The organism is Chryseobacterium nakagawai, from assembly GCF_900637665.1.
GTDB lineage: Bacteria > Bacteroidota > Bacteroidia > Flavobacteriales > Weeksellaceae > Chryseobacterium > Chryseobacterium nakagawai.
In genome coordinates this window covers 1,907,106-1,924,051 of record NZ_LR134386.1, presented here as the reverse complement: position 1 = coordinate 1,924,051, position 16,946 = coordinate 1,907,106, and the positions used below count along the sequence as shown (strand labels likewise).

At 35.7% G+C, this 16,946-nt stretch carries 16 protein-coding genes and 1 riboswitch; of the genes, 12 read left to right on the top strand and 4 right to left on the bottom strand.

The window, feature by feature from the left end; genetic code table 11:
- Nucleotides 1-39: 39 nt before the first annotated feature.
- The gene (locus EL260_RS08845; RefSeq protein ID WP_123859809.1) at nucleotides 40-801 is read left to right on the top strand and encodes a pepsin/retropepsin-like aspartic protease family protein; all 762 of its coding nucleotides are present in this window, start codon (nucleotides 40-42) and stop codon (nucleotides 799-801) included.
- Nucleotides 802-924: 123 nt separating this feature from the next.
- Here EL260_RS08845 and EL260_RS08840 read toward each other — a convergent pair whose 3' ends face one another.
- Nucleotides 925-2,193 (bottom strand): esterase-like activity of phytase family protein, encoded by a 1,269-nt coding sequence (locus EL260_RS08840; RefSeq protein ID WP_123859808.1) that lies wholly within the window; start codon nucleotides 2,191-2,193, stop codon nucleotides 925-927.
- Between the two features lie 257 nt (nucleotides 2,194-2,450).
- Nucleotides 2,451-2,642: riboswitch (cobalamin riboswitch) on the top strand.
- Between the two features lie 66 nt (nucleotides 2,643-2,708).
- Here EL260_RS08840 and EL260_RS08835 point away from each other — a divergent pair.
- Entirely contained in the window at nucleotides 2,709-3,824 is a 1,116-nt protein-coding gene (locus EL260_RS08835) for a T9SS type A sorting domain-containing protein (RefSeq protein ID WP_123859807.1), read from the top strand.
- Between the two features lie 87 nt (nucleotides 3,825-3,911).
- On the opposite strand, the gene clpP is transcribed toward EL260_RS08835, so the two are convergent.
- Together clpP and dnaG are read right to left on the bottom strand one after the other, a co-directional pair.
- Nucleotides 3,912-4,598 carry an ATP-dependent Clp endopeptidase proteolytic subunit ClpP gene (gene clpP / locus EL260_RS08830; protein ID WP_123859806.1) on the bottom strand — a complete coding sequence of 229 codons (687 nt, stop codon included), beginning with the start codon at nucleotides 4,596-4,598 and terminating at the stop codon, nucleotides 3,912-3,914.
- Nucleotides 4,599-4,709: 111 nt separating this feature from the next.
- Complete coding sequence (gene dnaG / locus EL260_RS08825; protein WP_123859805.1) at nucleotides 4,710-6,695, bottom strand: DNA primase; 1,986 nt, start codon at nucleotides 6,693-6,695, stop codon at nucleotides 4,710-4,712.
- 106 nt (nucleotides 6,696-6,801) lie between these two features.
- Here dnaG and tsaE point away from each other — a divergent pair, with 106 nt between their 5' ends.
- From tsaE to EL260_RS08785, 8 genes are all read left to right on the top strand, one after another.
- Entirely contained in the window at nucleotides 6,802-7,209 is a 408-nt protein-coding gene (gene tsaE, locus EL260_RS08820) for a tRNA (adenosine(37)-N6)-threonylcarbamoyltransferase complex ATPase subunit type 1 TsaE (protein ID WP_123859804.1), read from the top strand.
- Between the two features lie 64 nt (nucleotides 7,210-7,273).
- On the top strand, nucleotides 7,274-8,464 hold the full coding sequence (locus EL260_RS08815) for an alanine dehydrogenase (RefSeq protein WP_123859803.1): 1,191 nt from the start codon (nucleotides 7,274-7,276) through the stop codon (nucleotides 8,462-8,464).
- Nucleotides 8,465-8,836 (top strand): DUF4258 domain-containing protein, encoded by a 372-nt coding sequence (locus tag EL260_RS08810; protein WP_123859802.1) that lies wholly within the window; start codon nucleotides 8,465-8,467, stop codon nucleotides 8,834-8,836. It abuts the gene before it with no gap.
- A gap of 19 nt (nucleotides 8,837-8,855) precedes the next feature.
- Nucleotides 8,856-9,629 (top strand): sensor histidine kinase, encoded by a 774-nt coding sequence (locus EL260_RS08805; protein ID WP_123859801.1) that lies wholly within the window; start codon nucleotides 8,856-8,858, stop codon nucleotides 9,627-9,629.
- Entirely contained in the window at nucleotides 9,604-10,314 is a 711-nt protein-coding gene (locus EL260_RS08800; protein ID WP_123859800.1) for a LytR/AlgR family response regulator transcription factor, read from the top strand. The genes EL260_RS08805 and EL260_RS08800 overlap by 26 nt, the downstream gene beginning before the upstream one ends.
- A 400-nt stretch (nucleotides 10,315-10,714) precedes the next feature.
- On the top strand, nucleotides 10,715-12,997 hold the full coding sequence (locus EL260_RS08795) for a cation:proton antiporter (RefSeq protein ID WP_123859799.1): 2,283 nt from the start codon (nucleotides 10,715-10,717) through the stop codon (nucleotides 12,995-12,997).
- A 94-nt stretch (nucleotides 12,998-13,091) separates the two neighbouring features.
- A complete protein-coding gene (locus EL260_RS08790; protein WP_123859798.1) occupies nucleotides 13,092-13,568 on the top strand; it encodes a hypothetical protein in 477 nt (158 codons plus the stop codon).
- A 29-nt stretch (nucleotides 13,569-13,597) separates the two neighbouring features.
- A complete protein-coding gene (locus EL260_RS08785) occupies nucleotides 13,598-14,134 on the top strand; it encodes a hypothetical protein (protein ID WP_123859797.1) in 537 nt (178 codons plus the stop codon).
- Nucleotides 14,135-14,225: 91 nt separating this feature from the next.
- Here the strand turns inward: EL260_RS08785 and EL260_RS08780 are convergent, their stop codons facing one another.
- A complete protein-coding gene (locus EL260_RS08780) occupies nucleotides 14,226-14,867 on the bottom strand; it encodes a hypothetical protein (protein ID WP_123859796.1) in 642 nt (213 codons plus the stop codon).
- Between the two features lie 199 nt (nucleotides 14,868-15,066).
- Between EL260_RS08780 and EL260_RS08775 the strand changes: the two genes are divergently transcribed.
- Together EL260_RS08775 and EL260_RS08770 are read left to right on the top strand one after the other, a co-directional pair.
- A complete protein-coding gene (locus EL260_RS08775; protein WP_123859795.1) occupies nucleotides 15,067-16,089 on the top strand; it encodes a LysM peptidoglycan-binding domain-containing protein in 1,023 nt (340 codons plus the stop codon).
- 1 nt (nucleotide 16,090) lies between these two features.
- On the top strand, nucleotides 16,091-16,939 hold the full coding sequence (locus tag EL260_RS08770; RefSeq protein ID WP_123859794.1) for a DUF4280 and LysM peptidoglycan-binding domain-containing protein: 849 nt from the start codon (nucleotides 16,091-16,093) through the stop codon (nucleotides 16,937-16,939).
- The last annotated feature ends 7 nt before the right edge of the window (nucleotides 16,940-16,946 follow it).

The window sequence follows — 16,946 nt, the reverse complement described above, 5'->3', positions numbered from 1 at the left end:
ACAGAGACTATTCTGTCTCACACAACAAACAAAAGAATTATGAAAACAAAGAAAACATTTTTCACTTTATTATTTTTAGGAATAAGCATTTGGGGATTTGGACAAGACACAATAAGACTAAAACCTTATATTGAAAACATGAAAACTGTAGAGGTAATTATTGAAGGGGAAAAATATAATTTCCTTTTTGATACCGGTGGAGGTGGGACACTTATTTCTCCAGAGATCGCAAAGCATTTTAACAAAAAAATATATGGAAGTGCAACAGGATTTAGAATGAGCGGAGAAATTATTAAAGTTCAAAAATCAGATCATATCTCAATGACTATTCTGCCAAAAGAATTTCCTAAAATAGATGGTCTCATCTCTTTAAAATCATTTACTGATCATATTCTTACGCTCAATCTTGCTAAAAATACCATTATTATTGAAAGTCATTCTTCATCCAAAAAGGCAATACATAGAAAACATCTAGTTTCCAGCAGATTTGCCAATGGTCTGGAAGCTACTGAACTTAATATTTTTTTGAATCTTCCAAAAGACAATCAATCATACTGGTTTCTTCTTGATTCTGGAAACAGCGGGCCTTTACTTTTATCTACAGAAACTGCTGCAACCTGGAAGCTATCAAAAGACAAGGATCAAATGAATTCTGAGACTCCATTTATTATTGGAAAAAAAACATTTACCTCAAAGTCATTTACAAGAGATATTATTTATGATGGCGTACTCAATTTTGAAGCCATGTGCAGCTATATTTTCACAATTGATTTTAAAAATAACAGAGTTTGGATTGAATAAGCCGAACAAACAGCACCTTTCTTCCAAATATCTTTTATTTTCTAAACTAATTATCAAGGTCAATAATAATATAATAAAAAACGGCGGAATAAATCACGCCGTTTTCTGTTAAAAAAAATCTAATTATTGAATATCGACTATATACATAGTTCCTTTGTCTACCTTTCCCGTTTTAGGCAGTATTTTTGCTTTAGGATTCCCGTTTCCGTCATCTACTACTCCAAAATCATCATCATTGAAAACGGCCAGCTTATTATTTCCTAAATAAACAATTCCTTCAAATTTATCATGTTCATAACCTAGTTTTGCCACCAGATCTACAGCTATTTTTTTAGAAACAGGTTTAATTCCTGCATTGGTAAGCTCATCCCATGTACATTGCTCCAGTGCTTTTCCGTTTACCTTCATCCCATCTACCGCTGCAAGATCGGTTCCGTTTACATCTGTTGCATCATTTAGATTGATTCTGTATACTTTTTTAATTCCGCCCTGTGTTCCGAAGTTACCATCTCTTTCAATGACAAGGAATTCATTATTACCTAATGCTGTAATATCACAAACCGAATCAGAAGCTCCACCATCTTGTTTATATAGGTATTGTTTCGTTTGTCCAGTATTGATATCGAAAGTTACAATTCTCGTTAAGGTTGTATTTGTTGCCAACGCCTTTGATGGGACAAACATCATTGATTGTATGGTTCCTACCAATGTTTTTCCGTCCGGAGTCATACAAAGACCTTCCATTCCTCTGTTAGCTCTTCTTTTAGCTAAAACTGCAGGTAATTTTCTGTTTCCTGTATTTACCCCAATCGGGCTTATTCTTTCCAGCTCTACTCCATCAGCATTATAATGAACAATATGTGGTCCATATTCATCAGAAACCCAAAATGTACCATCGGGTGCTGCTACAATACTTTCACTATCTAAACCATATTTATCTGTACCCAGAACATTTCCTGCTGCATCGTAAGCTACTTCACCTGTACTTCCCATTCCTACTGGGTTTGGAAGTCCTGTAATAGGTTGTCCTGATGGATTTTTAAGTTTAATATATTTAATGACTTCCACATTCCCTTCTGCATTAATTTTAAAATGCATTATAGTTGGTGTAAAGTTGGGGGTTAAAAACTTTTTTCCGTTTAGGTAATCAGTGTTCGGGCCACGGTCTGTAATGACATAAAACTCTCCTTTTCTTGTAGGATGGGCGGCTGCGCCTGATCCAAATCCACCATTAATAACATCTACTCCGTTTATTGTTACCATTTTTGAAAACGGAAACTCCTGCGGAAGCTTAGAATAATTAATATCCTGGTTATTTACATTGTTGTCATCATCTTTGCTGCATGACCATAATGAAGCCATCATCAAAACAGATAATAGTAGTTTTTTCATATTAACTTTTATGGCGCGAAAGTATAACTTGATTATAAACTGATCTTGAATGTAATGATAATTGTATTTTAACAATATAACTTTGAGATTAATTCAATATAAACAACAAAAATTGAAATTTAACTTCGAAAATTCAAAATTAAAACTCAATTTATTATCAATCAATAAAACCCATTATTAAAAATATAATTCAACATCAGAAAAAGCTGACCATTGCTATATAATTCACAAAACAGACATCAAAAATTTATATGATATATTTGCACCGTTTTTAAGGTTGAACACTGTTCACTATAGGGAATCAAGTGAGAATATTATTCAAATCTTGAGCTGTACCCGCAACTGTAAGCTGTTTTACCTGTAGCTATACGATACCACTGGACTCCAAAGTCTGGGAAGGTCTGCTATAGGATGCGAGCCAGGAGACCTGCCTTGAAGACCCATTTAATTTCAGGATTAAAGATCATCCTGTCAATAAATAAGTTTCGGGAATAAAACTTTAATTTAATTATATTATGAGAAAAATCTCTCTTTTTTTCTTGCTGCTTTTTATGCAGTTATTCTTTGCTCAATTCACTGAAAACGACATTAAGTTTTGGGTAGGAACCGGTTCTAAAAAGGCTTATTTCATAGCCGATTTCAATGATAACAATACACCTGCCTCTTATGCGTGGGGCTATCGTTTTGATGGTAATAATTTAATGGCGGAAGACATGATTAACGCTATTGCGGCGGCAGAACCTACAATAGAGGCTGATATCCCTTCAGGGTTTCTGTACAGTTTTGCCTACAATCACCACACTCCAAGCACAGATGATTACTGGATTACCTGGTCTGGTCTCAATGCCGGGAATATGTCCAATCAAAATAATGGTGTAGGTTACACTGCTTTAACAGATGGATTGTGGTTTGGTATTACCTATGGTATTGATGAAATCGACACTCCACCATCAGCGCCTGTACCGGCTTACAGCTCCCAATGGTATACCTCATCTCAAATTACCAATTGGATTGGTACAGGAACTAATAAAAGTCTTGTTGTTGTAGATTTTGGAACCAATAACTCTCATGGTGAAGCCAACTCCTTCGTTTTTGGAATTCAATATAATGGCAGTATAACAGCGGAACAGGCTTTACAGCTAATTCAATCCCAAGCTTCATATTTCAATTTCACTTCTGGCAATAATCAAATTTCCAGTCTGTCATTAAATGCCTTTACGGGAAACAACTCTGGAGCAGAAAACTGGAAATTATATACAGGAAAAGATCTTTCCAGCTGGCAGAAAAAGAATGATCTTAGCCAGATACAATTGGGTAACAATAGCTGGTTGGGATTAAGCTTCGGAGAAAGAAGACCTTTCACTCCTACTGAGGCAAGTAACGCTACATTATCCGTCTCTTCTGTAAATAAAAAGGCCTTATTCAATATTTATCCTAATCCAACGAGTGATTTTATTCAGATTGAAAGTTCTGAAAAGGTGAAAGAAGTAAATATTTATTCTTCTTTAGGGCAGAAAATAATGACTTCACAAGCAACAAAAATTAATCTTAAAGCCTTAAATACCGGAATCTATTGGGTTGAGGTTAAAACCCAAAATGGTTCTACAGTGCATAAGGTTGTGAAGAAGTAAAAATGAATATAAAAATATGTGCATTCGCAGTCAAACAAAAAACGCATCCAAATTGGATGCGTTTTTTCAATATGATTATACAATCAATTATTTTTTTTCTGTAGATCTCTGTAAAACCTCATCTACCATTCCAAAGTTTTTAGCTTCTTCAGAAGTCATCCAGTAATCTCTATCGGAAGATTTCTCTACCCACTCATAAGTCTGCCCTGAATGAAGAGCGATAATGTCATAAAGCTCCTGCTTCAATTTCAACATCTCTCTTAAGTTGATTTCCATATCAGAAGCAACTCCCTGAGCTCCTCCTGAAGGCTGGTGAATCATAACTCTTGAGTGTTTAAGTGCAGAGCGCTTTCCTTTTTCTCCTGCCACCAATAATACAGCTCCCATTGAAGCAGCTATACCTGTACAGATTGTTGCTACATCAGGCTTAATGATCTGCATGGTGTCATAAATACCTAATCCTGCATACACACTACCCCCAGGAGAATTGATGTAGATCTGAATATCTTTAGACGGATCTGCACTTTCTAAGAATAAAAGCTGAGCAGTAACGATATTCGCTACCTGATCGTCAATTCCTGTTCCTAAAAAGATAATTCTGTCCATCATCAAACGAGAGAAAACGTCCATCTGAGCAACGTTTAGTCTTCTTTCTTCCATGATGTATGGAGTAAGATTCGTTGGGCCATACATTCCCATATACTGATCGGTAGCCAGACCGTTGTTTCCTAAATGTTTTACAGAGAAATCTCTGAATTCCTTTTTAATGTCCATATTTATATTATGTATTATTTTAATACTATTTTCAACGTTTAAATTACAATATTTATTCCTAAAATTTTATAGGACTTTTTGTCATAGAATCTGTAATTATTTTGTCTTACACTATCTCTTTCTATTCCCATAGATTCCTTTAATTGGGGAATATTCAATGATATTACTTAATCTAATGGAAGCCTGCTTCAACAAGGTAATTTTTTTAATAAGTTCATAGTATTTTACTTCATCAGTGCTGCTGTATTGATCCAGTTCCTTAGCCGTTTCTGTGATCAGATAATCAATATACCTGTATTTATGCAATAAAACATCACCCTGAATCTGATCTGCTACCTTATCTCCGTAATTAGGTGGATAAATATTTCTGGAAGCCCAGTTTTCAAGTTCATCCAGTGGCATCAAAGCATCTACAACCTTTGTTGTAATTTCCTCGTCCATAAAAGATACAAAAAAGTTTCCACTTCTCAATTCATCTTTCTGAATTCCCTCTCTTACCTGATTGATAATGATCTCATTTTCTTTGACTAAAAATGCGTACTGCTCTTCTTCAAAATGATGAAGAATCTCTTCAATGACTGTAATCTGATACTCTTCATTATTCTCATTTCTTCTTTTCAGTACAATATCTCCAAACATCAGCATATGATCTACCAGTTTATTCTCCATAAACAGGACATCGAATAAAAAAGGATCTTCTTTTTCCTGATCCAAAGGAACAATCTCCAGCTTTGGTGCGACTTTTTCCTTCTGTTGTTGCTGAACATGATGGGTCTGATTCTGGGTAATCTGCTTCTGAACATCAAGCTCATTGAAAAGACTCTGCTCAGAAAGTCCGAATTTATTGGAGACCTCCTTCAGGTATACCTCTCTTTTCAGTGCATTCTGTACAAAGGAAACCGATTTAACAATATCACGAATGGCCTCTGCCTTTTTAATAGGATCATTTCCAACATCCCGTAACAGAATCTCAGCTTTAAAGTCGATGAAATCCATCGCTTCATTTTCGATGTACTTTTCTACATATTCTTGTGGATGCTTTCTGGCAAAAGAATCCGGGTCATCCCCATCCGGAAAAAGCAGAACACGAATATTCATTCCTTCTGTAAGGAGCATATCAATACTTCGGAAACTCGCTTTGATTCCGGCATTATCTCCATCAAAAAGAATCGTTACATTTTCCGTAAGCCTTTTAATCAGCTTGATTTGCTCTGTGGTCAGGGAAGTTCCCGAACTGGCTACGACATTTTCAATTCCGGACATATGAAGCGAGATCACATCCATATACCCTTCCACTAAAAGACAGCCGTTCTTTCTTGAAATAGACTGTTTACTTTGGTTTAATCCATAAAGAACATTGGATTTATGATAAATTTCCGTTTCCGGTGAGTTAAGATATTTCGCTGTTTTTACGTTATTCTTAAGAATTCTGGCTCCAAAACCTAAAACCCTTCCTGAGAAACTATGGATTGGGAAAATTACCCTTTCCCGGAATCTGTCAACCCCTGCCGGAGTATTTTCAGGGAAAATAGAGAGTCCTGATTTTTCAAGAATTTCCTTAGTATATCCTTTCTCCAATGCATAAGTCGTAAAAGCATTTTTCTTTTCGGGAGAATATCCTAGTTGGAACTTTTTGATGATGTCATCTTTAAGCTCCCTTTCCTTGAAATAAGCAAAACCGATGCTTCTACCTTCTTCATCGTCCCAAAGGATTTCCTGAAAATAAGTATTGGCTACTTCATGAATTTTATATAACAGATCTTTTTCTGTTTGGGCATGTTTGGCTTCTTCAGAAATTTCACGCAGATCTTCTTCGATTTCAATTCCATATTTCTTGGCAGCATGACGAAGCGCCTCAGGATAAGTGAAGTTCTCAATTTCCATCAGGAAAGAAATCGCCGTCCCTCCTTTTCCGGTAGAGAAGTCTTTCCAGATCTGCTTACTTGGAGAGACTACAAAACTGGGAGACTTTTCCTCGTGAAAAGGGCTGAGTCCTTTAAAATTAGACCCTGCTCTTTTCAACTGAACGTACTCTCCTACTATCTCTTCTACCCGTATTGTTGAAAAAATTTTGTCTATTGTCTGCTTCGAAATCATAATGCAAAAATACACATAAAAAAAAACCTTACAATTATATAACTTTATATAACTAGTTGTATATATATCGACTGTTTTATGATTATTTTTGCAAACAAATCAGCCTATGCAATTCACTATACATACCATCGAAGACTGGCAGGAAGTTGTTGACAATATTCTTCCTCAACTAAAACATAATATCCTTTTACTTAAAGGGAATCTAGGGGCAGGAAAAACCACTTTTTCCCAATTTTTGCTTAAAAATCTGGGAAGTAAGGATGAAGTAAACTCCCCTACCTATTCTATCGTTAACGAATATAATACTTCAAAAGGAAAAGTATTTCATTTTGATCTTTACCGCTTAAAAAACATTGAAGAAGTATATGATATTGGCATTGAAGAATATCTTGACAACTCTTTTCTATGCATTATTGAGTGGCCGGAAGTGTATGAAGAAGAGCTATACGGCCTCAACTACCACACAATGAGTATTGTGAACACAGGTGAAAGCAGAGAAGTTTCATTCGAGTAAATATTGTGTATCTTTGCTTATTAATTCAGTATTAAAATAACAATCTGTAAGACATAATTTAAGGATGAGTACAAATATTTTTACTCCTTTCACAGAAGAAGAATTGATGCCGAAAGAGGAAAAATTGGAGGTTATAAAGAAGGGAAAACAGTTCAGTATTGGAATTCCTAAGGAAACCTGTCTCAACGAAAGGAGAACCTGCATTACTCCGGACGCAGTACAGGTATTGGTAGAACACGGCCATGAGATTATCATAGAATCAGGAGCCGGAGAAGGTTCATTTTTTACAGATTTACAGTATTCTGAATCTGGAGCAAAAATCACCAATGATCCTAAAGAAGCATTCGGTCAGGATCTGATCCTGAAAATCAACCCTCCGACCCTGGATGAGATTGATTACATGAAACCTAATACTTATATGGTTTCAGCACTACAGATCAACCTTCGAGACAAAGATTATTTCCTTAAGCTTGCAGAGAAAAAGATCAATGCGATTGCTTTTGAATTTATCGTAGATGAATATAAGCAATTGGCCTTGGTGAGATTAATCGGTGAAATTGCAGGAACCGTTTCTATTTTATATGCCTCAGAATTATTAGCTCTGTCCAATGGATTAATGCTTGGAGGAATTACAGGAGTAAGACCTGCTGAAGTAGTTATTCTGGGAGCCGGAATTGTAGGTGAATTTGCGACAAAAGCAGCCATTGGTTTGGGAGCAAGTGTTAAAGTATTCGACAACTCATTATCAAAGCTAAGAAGACTTCATACGATGGTAGATAGTCGTGTACCGACTTCCATCATCGATCCTAAAGAACTCAGCAAAAGTTTAAGACGTGCTGATGTTGTTATTGGAGCTCTCCCAAGATTGAATATGACCCCTATTGTGACTGAAGATATGGTCATGAAAATGAAAAAAGGCAGTGTTATCATCGATATTACGATAGACAACGGTAAGGTTATTGAAACCTCTGAACTTACCACCATGGAAGATCCTTATATTATCAAACACGGAGTTATCCATTGCGGCCTTCCGAACCTTACTTCAAGAATGCCAAGAACCACTACAAAGGCTATCTCCAACTTCTTCCTTTCCTATATTTTAAATTATGACGAAGAGGGCGGCTTTGAAAACATGCTGATCCGAAAAAATGAAATGAAGCAGAGCTTATATATGTACAAGGGAAGACATACCAAAAAGATCATCTGTGACCGTTTCGGACTTACGTACCACGATATCAATCTTTTAATTTTCTAAATGAAAAAACTTAAATTTTATGCAATAGGCTTCCTTCCGGGGCTACTTATCGTATTTTTTATCTTAAACAAAAAAGGAGCAAGCTGCAGCGGATACTTACCGAACAGCCGTGTGATTGCAGAATCTCTTTCTAAAGAATTCAAGTATTCTGAAGAGGCTAAAACAGAGATGAACACTTACAAGATTGATGAGAAGTTTATAAAAGACAGCATCATTACCAACGGAAAGGTAGATTTTGACAGAAGTAATGCCCAAAAGAAGCCATGTCCCAATTACCTTATAACATATCCTGAAAAAAATCCATCTTACGAGATTACTTTTGAAAAGTGTGAGGAAACAGTAACTGTAAACGCTCTTAAGAAGCTAAAATAGTTTCAAAAATTATAGCTTTATGGAAGGCAATTACTACATGATTCATGATTATCTGATATTCATCGGAGTTTTTGCCATTTTCTTTTTTCTAGCTGTAAGTATTTATCTCTTCAGTAAAAATCAAAAGCTGAACCAGAGAAATACTAAGCTTTCAGAATCAAATAAAATTATTGAACAGAGATTGAATGAAGTTCGTTTAGAACACATCGGAACAAAACTGAATCCACATTTGTTTAAAAACATTCTTAATTCTGTTCAATCTCATGCTTACCAGACGTATATGTCTCTGGATAAACTGGCGAATGTGCTGGACTATATTTTATACGAAAGCAATAATAAATATGTAAGCCCAAAAGAGGAATTAAACTTCGCCTTAAGCCTTATTGAGATCAATAAAATTAAGGTAAACCCTCTTTTCGACTTCAGAATCAAATTCAAGATCAATAAATCGGATTCGATATATGAAGAAAAGGTTTTTGCCCCTCTTATTTCCGTAGATCTTATCGAAAATGCTTTTAAACATACAGATTTTTTGGCACAGGATTCTTTTATTTCCATTTTCATGGAACTGGAAAACCGGGTGTTTACTATGAAAGTAAGTAATAAGGCTTCATTAAAGAATAGTCTGGAAAAGGAAAAAAGTGGCTTTGGGAGCCAATCTCTGGATCAGAGATTAAAAATGATCTACAACACCCATTACCAGCTTGAAAAAAGTTCAAAAAACGGTATCTTCACCGCAGAATTAAAAATCAATTTAGGAGAATTCTATGATAAAATGCGTTATTCTGGATGATGAATTATTAGCCATCAGCTATTTGAAACTTCTATGTGAACAGATTGATGACGTAGAAGTTGTAAAAGCATTTAATGATCCCAAAATTTTTCTGAATGAGATTGATTCCCTGGATTGCAATCTCTGTATTCTGGATATTGAAATGCCCGGAATGACAGGACTTCAGGTCGCAGAAATTATCTCCGGCTCTAAAAAAATAATCTTTACGACAGCTTACAAAGAATATGCAGCTGAAGCGTTTGATCTTAGTGTAGTTGATTATGTACGAAAACCCATCAAAAAAGAGCGTTTGATCCAGGCTTTTGAAAAGGCTAAAGAACAAATCAGCACCCCTCAGAAGAAAGCCTTTATCGAGTGGAATAGCAATATCGGGAAAACCGTTATTCTCACAGAACAGATAGCCTATATCAAGACTTCAGAAATCGACAGTCGTGACAAGGATATTATTCTGAATGATGGAATCACCATCGTTTTAAAGAACCTTAATTTTAAAAGCCTACTGGAAATGCTTCCTGCCAAGGATTTTGCACAAATTAATAAAAAAGAGATCGTTGCCCTTTCTTCTATCAAAGTTTTAGGAACCAATGAAATTATCACTACCATTCTTTCAGATGATGGCCATTTTTTAAAGCTTCAGATGGGTGATGCTTACAAAAACTCATTAACGGAATTATTTACAAAATAAAACTTTTTTCTGTTTTCCAAACGCAGTGTTCTTTTATTATCAAATTACAGAATCTTATCCTATATGTTCTTTTGTCTTGAAACAAAAGAACGAAAAATTCAAAACCTGGACCCTTCCGCTAAAAATGAAATCAGTTCTCTAAAAACTCTAAACTCGTGCGGTAGCATTGTATTTTTATTATCAAAAATAGTCCCGCACTCAGACAATAGAGTTTTCTTAACGTTCACAGACTTCATTTTCTTAACGCTCCAGTTTCCTAAGTCATACTCAAATCATAAAATTCAAAAAAATTTCAACACCAGGATTTTATTACATTTTTCACCGTATTCATTACATTTTAAAAACAAGCTCTTTTACTGTAAACATTTTCTTATCACCTTTGCATCAAAATAAAGGAATCATGAATTGGGGGAAATACAGAAATTTAATTTTCTACATCACTACCATAGCGATCTTTTCCTGTCTGATGTATTTCTTCATTATTGAAGGACAAACATTGGAAATTAAGGAAAATATTGTTGCTAAAACCAGCACAGGATCTACCTGGGATAATTTTCAGGAGTCATTTAAAACAAATCTTCATCACCCTTTAGCATTATTACTGGCACAGATTGTTACGATCATCCTTACAGCGAGGCTTTTCGGATGGATTTGTATGAAGATCAGGCAACCTTCCGTGATTGGAGAAATGATTGCGGGGATCATTTTGGGACCATCACTTTTAGGGATGTACTTTCCTGAATTTTCAGCCTTCCTTTTTCCGAAAGAATCATTAGGAAACTTACAGTTTTTGAGCCAGATCGGGCTTATTTTATTCATGTATATTGTAGGAATGGAGCTGGACCTGAGTGTTTTAAGAAAGAAAGCTCACGATGCCGTAGTGATTAGCCATGCCAGCATCATTATCCCTTTTGCACTCGGAATAGGTTTATCCTATTTCATTTATCAGGAATTTTCACCTGTGGGTATTCAGTTTACATCCTTTGCTTTGTTTATTGCTATTTCTATGAGTATTACTGCCTTCCCGGTATTGGCAAGAATCGTTCAGGAAAGAAATCTTCAGAAAACCAAGCTTGGAACTATCGTTATTACCTGTGCAGCAGCAGATGATATTACGGCATGGTGTATTCTTGCGGCTGTAATTGCTATTGTAAAAGCAGGTTCTTTTACAAGCTCCATTTATGTTATTATCATGGCTATTGCCTATGTTTTTCTGATGATCAAAATTGTAAGACCATTTCTGAAAAGAATCGGAGATCTTCAGGCAGGAAAGAATACGATCAGTAAACCGATGGTAGCTATTTTCTTCCTTACACTGATCTTATCATCATACATCACTGAAGTCATTGGAATTCATGCTTTATTTGGAGCATTTATGGCAGGAGCGATCATGCCGGAAAATGCAAAATTCCGTACCCTGTTTATTGATAAAGTAGAAGATGTGGCCCTGGTTCTCCTTCTACCCTTATTCTTTGTCTTCACAGGACTTCGTACACAAATTGGCCTACTGAATGACAGCCATCTTTGGATGACTGCCGGATTTATTATTTTAACTGCTGTTGTTGGAAAGTTTGCAGGAAGTGCACTTACCGCCAAGTTTGTCGGAATAAATTGGAAAGAAAGTTTAACCATAGGTGCTTTGATGAACACGAGAGGTTTAATGGAACTTATCGTTCTGAATATTGGATATGATTTGGGCGTATTAGGTCCGGAAATCTTTGCAATGCTTGTTATTATGGCCCTGTTTACAACTTTTATGACAGGTCCTGCTTTAGACTTCATTAATTTTGTTTTTAAATCCAGAAAAGAAGCAGGTGAACTTGTTGATTCGTCCAACGATTCAAAATATAGGGTATTATTATCTTTTGATAAACCAGAGTCTGGAAGCACATTATTAAAACTGGCCCATGATTTCACCCATAAAATGAATGGCAATAAAAGTATCACCGCCATGAATATTGCCCCTGTGGATGAAATGCATGCTTATGATATGGATGAATATGAAGAATCCCAGTTTCAGAATGTCATTGAAAAATCACATGAGTTGAATCTGGAGGTCACTACTCTTTTTAAAGCCTCTACAGATATAGAAAATGATCTGACCAGCATTACCAACAAAGGTCATTATGACCTTCTCCTTATCATGCTTGGAAAGTCTATGTATGAAGGAAGTTTATTAGGAAGATTATTAGGTTTTACCACCAAGATTATTAATCCTGAAAAGCTTTTAAATACCGTAAAAGGCAAAGGGAATATCTTTAACAATTCTCCTTTTGATGACTTCACGCTACAGATCCTGGATAAAGCCAATATTCCTGTAGGTGTTTTGGTAGAGAAAGGCTTCAATGCTGCCGATAAGGTATTTGTTCCCATCTTTAATTTAAGTGATTTCTATCTTCTTGAATACGCCAAAAGACTGATTAATAATAACAATTCTCAGATTATCATTCTTGATGCTGCAGGACAAATCCGTAATAATATTGAGGTAAAAGAGTTGATCCGAAGTATTGAACAGGTGGCTCCTAATCATATCACGTTGTATAACGATAAAAAAATTGAAAAAGAATTCCTGAACTCTCAGGATTTGATGCTCATCAGCAGCAAAAGCTGGAAAAGCCTGATCGATACGAAGAGTCTTTGGCTCTCCGATATTCCTTCAACATTAATTATATCAAATCCGTAACACCGATATTTTCTATTTCTACTGGAAGCTGTAAATATTATTCGTTGTCTGTAAAGAAAAAACGGGTATATTTATAGCTTCATTTTTTTTGAATATGCTGGTTAACAATGAAAATGGCAGCCTAAAACTCATAGAGTTCAATACTCAATTGTATAAGGGAATGCTGCTTGAACAGCTGAAACAGACTGATTTTTATAAGGAAAAGTATCAAAATAGGTGGGATGTAAAAACCGGATATTTTTGGTATTATTTTAAGACTATAGAAGTTGAAAGCCATCAACTTTCCTTCAGTCTCTGCTTTTTGGGAGATCAGCTGCATAGCATTCATATGCATACATGGGAAAAGACTGATGCCAAAGACTGGAATGAGTGGACTGAAGAAAAAGAAATGCAGGTATTCCACCGGAATAATAAATTTCTGAGCTTAATTTTGGGAGTACCTCCAACCCAGAAAAAGAAAACACCTTATCCAAGCTGTACTTTCATTTTTCCGTGGGGAAGTGTCTGGTCCGTATATGATCCACGAAGTGCCAGTAGTTTTATGGGAATCAGCTATGAAGAGAAAAAATAATTAATAACTAAAAAAACAAAAGATTAACTATGTGCCGATATGCCATGATGGTTTATAAATGTCATTATGCTTGTTTCAACTGTCAGAAAACCTTCAAACGTCGTGTTTTAAAAGATGTAGACAGAGATGCTCAGATCTCCGTAGAAGCCAAGTGCCCCGAATGTGGGAATCTTATGGCCAATATGGGCCTGGACTTTGAATCACCGGCAAAAAATGACCATAAGCAATGGGCACATATTAAAGATCTGTACACTGTAGGAATTACCTTTCATTCCTGTGGATGTTCAGGGCCGGGATATATTCCCCAGGACCGAAAAGCCATCATCTCCTATCTTGAAAAAATCCGTGCAGAATACATGCACTCCTTGGTGTATTGGAGATACCGCATAGAACCGGAAACCAAAAGGGAGCGTGAAATTGAATATCAGCAAAATGGCTCTAAACTATGGACAGTGAACCGCAATGCATTTAAGAAAACAGTGACTAATCAGGAAGGGATCAATTACTGGATTACTAAGATCAAACAGGTTGAGGAACGTCTTACCCTTATTAAAGATACTAAATAGCTTAGTTTTTTAGGCACAAAAGACTTTTTAAATACTTATGTTTTTTAAGTTTAAAACGTTATGTGTATCAAGAATACTCAAATAAAAAATACTACTTCTCTTTCTCTAACTTTAGAAGTCTTTGAAAAGCATCTTTAATGCTTTTATCCTCCTCTCTCATATACTCTCCACTGAAAGGAGCACCACAGTCCTGGCTGTTCACAATATGCAGCAGAGATCCTTTTTCAAAGTAATTTCGAGTGTCTGTAATCTCTGATTTCTGAAAATCAAAAGCTTCTGTATCATTATTTTCCTTCATTGCCTTTATATCATAAAATAGCGGACGATTGTACTTATAGTCTTTTTCAAAAACAAAGGATAGCTTTCCATTCATCAGGTAATATTCTATCAACACCTGCCCCAATTCTCCATAATGCCTGGCCATAATTTTTTCCAGCCGTTTATTCTTATAATAATACATAGCCTCTCCACCTTCAGCTGACTCCCCTTCAATACTTTTCTTTTTGATGGAAGTCCATTCTGTTATAGAATTAATTCTCTTAAAATTATCCTGAATAGGCTTCAAGTGATCTTTCAGATATTCATTGGCATCAATATCTACTTCATTAAGGCTTTCCTTAATTCTTATAGTATCTTCTTTTACCAAAGAAAACTTATAAGGTAAATTTCCAGCATATCCAAAATGAAATGTAACCAGTAATATAAGAAGGCTTTGTAAATATTTATTTTTCATATTATTGTGCTTAACAGTTGGGAATATCTCCTGACATCATTGTATTCAGTTCTCGCAAAATTATTAAATCTTTTGATGATTTTGAGTCAAAACTCCTGAGGATTCTTTGTCGTAGTTTTACTACAATTTTTCAAATTTAACCTTAAAAATTAATTTCAAATATAGTTTTTTAATAGCTTTATACTATAATTCACGTTGAATGGATATTGATTTTTTAGAATATAAGGTTCGCAACGGGGACACCCTGAATTCCATTGCTTCCCGGTTGGGTATGACCGGCGAGGAACTTAAGCTATTTCATAATTCCCACTGCCAGAGATTGGATAGAATCTGGTTTGATAACCTTAATGAAGTTAAAAATGTTTTCGTTCCGATCCATATTAAAACTGAAAAACAAAAAAATCTGGAAAGAAAAAATATACTTCCTTTTTCACAACTGTCCGATTCATTTTTTGAAAAAGCCTATAAAGTTACTGAAGCTTTTGAAAGTCCATTTGAGTCTCTTTTAAAAATAGATTATCATGTAAATCTTGATATATATAAAGACAAAAAACAAAATCATTATATATTGTCTTATAGCCAGGATCAATTTACATCAAACGGAAACCCTCCGGATGCTACCATGAGTAATCTATCAATTACCTGTATGAAGAGCATTATGCCTATTGATATTATCGTAAATGATTCAGGCAAAATAACCGGATTTGCAGATCATAAAAAAATTACTGAAAACTTTGCTGGCAAACGAAAAGACCTTGATTTCTTTGTCGGAGAAATTTCTGAACGTTATATGGATACTTTTGAAAAAAATATTTCAGATGAAATTTTTTTCCTACGTCAATTACAAAGTACCCTACTCTTTCAGACCCTGTTCCCCAGAATGGAATGGTTTCATAGGAAAGCAGCATGGGCAGAATCATTTTATTTCTTACAAAACTCTTTTCCTGTTCAATGCACTATGGAAATTGAGCAAAAAGATGAAAATCAGGATCATGTTACAACCATTTTAACGGGAAATATCACAGCGCTTTACAGCTTACAGGAACTAAGAACAGGAAACCAATATAATAAACCGGTTGATGATCCCGTTTCTGGAAGCATTATTATTCAATACACCACTCATAAGAAAAATAAAAACCTTCTTCAGGCCTCAGCTACTATCAACTTATGGCGTGAAGCAGAGTCAGTTCAAAAACACACAATCACGATAACACAAGGATAATATGAAAAGTTATGTCATACAGCAAGGCGATACATTTAGTTCGCTGGCTCAGCAATTCAAGCTGAAAAACGAAGGCATTTTAAAGACCTATCACAACCTCCACTGCTCAGAGGGGGACATTATGCAGGAACCCATTCCGGGAAAGAAAATTATGATTCCGGAAGATCCTCAGTTTATCGCTGAGGAAAAGGAATCCCAAACTTCGGCTGTTGCAGTATCTCAGGAAAGTACTGAGAATAAAGGAATTCCCGAAGAATCTTCTTCAGAAGAGTCATCTGATGAAAATCAATCCTCCGAAAAAGCAGACGAAAAACAAGAACAGAAAGAAGATAAGAAAGATAAAGCTGGCGAAAGCAGTTCAAGTCCACATGATGGAAAGTATTTTATTATACAAAAAGGAACTGTACAGTGTAACCAGGGCTTCAAGTTTCCTAAATTTAAGGTAACCAGCCAGCAAAAACACTATTGGAACAATAAGGAAGGAGAAGCAGATTATCTTGCGGTAACCGAAGATGATGTACAGCTTGACCCTCCTGCGCAGCCTTTTGGACAATGTAAGCTTAAGCCCACTCCTGGAGGATATCTTCCTTGTGCTTATGCCCCTGCAGGAAAATGGCAAAAACCTTACGAAAAAGTAAAGATTATGGGGAAATGCTGCCTGACTGAAATATCTGAATTGATGTGTACTACAGGAGGAAAGATTACCATCTTAAAACATGGTCAACAAAATGAGACGGGAAAAGGCCAGGTTAACAATGCTGATAGCCAGGAGCAACAGGTGTATAACCCTGTTGTAAATTTTGACAAATTCAAGGCAGAAACTGATGAAAAGGAGGCATACGCCTGGTAACCCTAAA